Source organism: Brevibacillus sp. MCWH (assembly GCF_013096935.1).
GTDB lineage: Bacteria > Bacillota > Bacilli > Brevibacillales > Brevibacillaceae > Brevibacillus > Brevibacillus aydinogluensis.
Map to the genome: position 1 here is coordinate 1 of NZ_SDLF01000045.1, position 1,987 is coordinate 1,987.

3 protein-coding genes are annotated in these 1,987 nt (G+C 29.5%); 2 read left to right on the forward strand and 1 reads right to left on the reverse strand.

What is annotated here, in order from left to right:
• A partial coding sequence (locus tag ETC00_RS19175; RefSeq protein WP_216369590.1) for a hypothetical protein occupies window positions 1-194 on the reverse strand: 194 nt, incomplete at its 3' end.
• 106 nt (window positions 195-300) lie between these two features.
• On the opposite strand from ETC00_RS19175, the gene ETC00_RS19180 reads away from it, so the two are divergent.
• Window positions 301-1,131 (forward strand): S80 family phage morphogenetic serine protease, encoded by an 831-nt coding sequence (locus ETC00_RS19180; protein WP_171567662.1) that lies wholly within the window; start codon window positions 301-303, stop codon window positions 1,129-1,131.
• 32 nt (window positions 1,132-1,163) lie between these two features.
• On the forward strand, window positions 1,164-1,889 hold the full coding sequence (locus tag ETC00_RS19185) for a DUF7484 family protein (protein WP_171567663.1): 726 nt from the start codon (window positions 1,164-1,166) through the stop codon (window positions 1,887-1,889).
• The last annotated feature ends 98 nt before the right edge of the window (window positions 1,890-1,987 follow it).

Below are 1,987 nucleotides of genomic sequence, written 5' to 3' on the forward strand. Positions count from 1 at the left end.
GTGTCAATATTTTCCTTTAAAATATTGAGAAAAGTTTTTGCACCGAATATAGGTTCAATAAAAATAAATTCAGAATTCTCCATAACTTCTTTTACACTCAAAGACTTAATATATTCATTATATAAAGCAGCATTTACAGGATTGTAGCTTTCCTGTAACTTATTAAATTTTTCCAAAATATTTTTACTTTTCATATATCCGTCTCCCTTTCTATAAGTTGTTATAATTAATTATTTGTTGTAAGGACAAAAAAATCAACAATAGATTAAATACTTATATTATGTAGGGAGTTGATAAAATATGAATAAGCAACAGGTTGCAGCTTATTTAGTAATGGAGTCCACATTTGATCCTGTAAAACCTAAAAATGTTAAAGTATTTGACGATAACGGACTTTTTTACGTTAAATTTGAAACAGTTCTTCAAGAATTTAACAAGCAAAACAGAAATAAGCGTATTTATGAAAAAAATGCTATGATTGAGTCACTTAAAGCACCTCATATTTTGGAGCTAGTTGAGAAGAAAAGTTGGTTCGGTGAAGCAGGGCACCCTTTAACTTCTGATGTTCAAAGAATTTTAACTATCGACCCTAAACTAATGTCTCATAAAATTAATAAGTTCTGGGTTGAAGGAAACTTCTTAAAAGGGGAAGTAGAAACTTTAGATGATGGTTCTTACGGTACACAAATGACTAAAAATATTTTACAAGGTATGGAACCAGCTTTTAGTTTACGTGCATTAGCTTCTTTAGTTAAAAGAGGAGACGGTACTTCTATCGTTCAATCTAAATGTCATATCGTAACTTATGACTGGGTAGTATTACCTAGCCATCATACCGCTTACCGTGACCAATCTAAACCTATTCAGAAAGTAGTTAAAAGTATTCAAGATGATGGAAATACGGTTCAAGAATCTTTAGTACCAGTATCAGAGTCTCAAATTATTAATTACATTAAAGATGAATCTAAAAACTTTAAAGTTGTATCTAACGTTTGTGAAGTTGCTGGCGAATCTATTAGTTTAAGTAAAGATTTACGTCATGTAATTATTAAAGAAGGGTCTAATACTTTCTATGTAAATATCGAAGATAAGATTAAACACGACATTAGAAATTTAATGTTGCGTTTATAAAAGTTTGTAAATATATAGGGAGGAACTAAATTATGATGAGTATAGGCGAGCTTTTAACATCTATAAAGATGGATTTAGGTATTTACGGGCTAGCCCTCCCATTTGAAGATGAGAATAAAATTCTTTATGATACTATTAAATTAAGGACGTTAAAAACTTTTAGTCAGTTTTTCCCTCACATTATTTCTGTAGATTTTAAAATAAATGAACTTAAGTGTATTAAAAGTCAATATCAAGAATCAATTTATGAACTGCCAGATGTATTTGGTGATAGAAAAATTATTTATGTTAGAAAAGTAAGTCCTAAAAATAAGTTATCGGGTTACGGGTATACAACACCTGTATTTGATGATTCTATGGACATTTACAACTCTTTAATGATGGCACAAGCTAGTGCAAACCTTTTATCTACTATTACACCACCATTTACATTCAAGTTTGTACAACCTAATTTACTTTATTTATATAATATGACAACATATGGTGGAGAAATAACTGTAGACTTTGGATTAGAGCATACGGATAATTTAATGACTATTCCTAACTCAGCTTGGGAAGGATTTTATGAATTAGCGTTAATTGATGTGAAAAGGTTTCTATACAATTCGTTAAAGCATTATAACGAGCTTCAAACAGCTTACGGTACTATTAATTTAAAAATTGATGATTGGTCTAATGCAGAATCTGACAGAAAAGAATTAATTGAAAAATGGAGAAATTACGCACATATTGATGGAGAAAATTTCTATATAATTTAGAAAAAAAATAAATTAATATACCGAGATACCAACAAAGGGTATCTCGGTATATTAATCTTTTAAGGTTGGTTTATGGGGGATTACGATTACTTTTATGT

Bases quoted from the DNA above. Each gene is read 5' to 3' on its own strand.
- ETC00_RS19180 (WP_171567662.1), top strand. From the start codon at position 301: ATGAATAAGCAACAGGTTGCAGCTTATTTAGTAATGGAGTCCACATTT.
- ETC00_RS19185 (WP_171567663.1), top strand. From the start codon at position 1,164: ATGATGAGTATAGGCGAGCTTTTAACATCTATAAAGATGGATTTAGGT.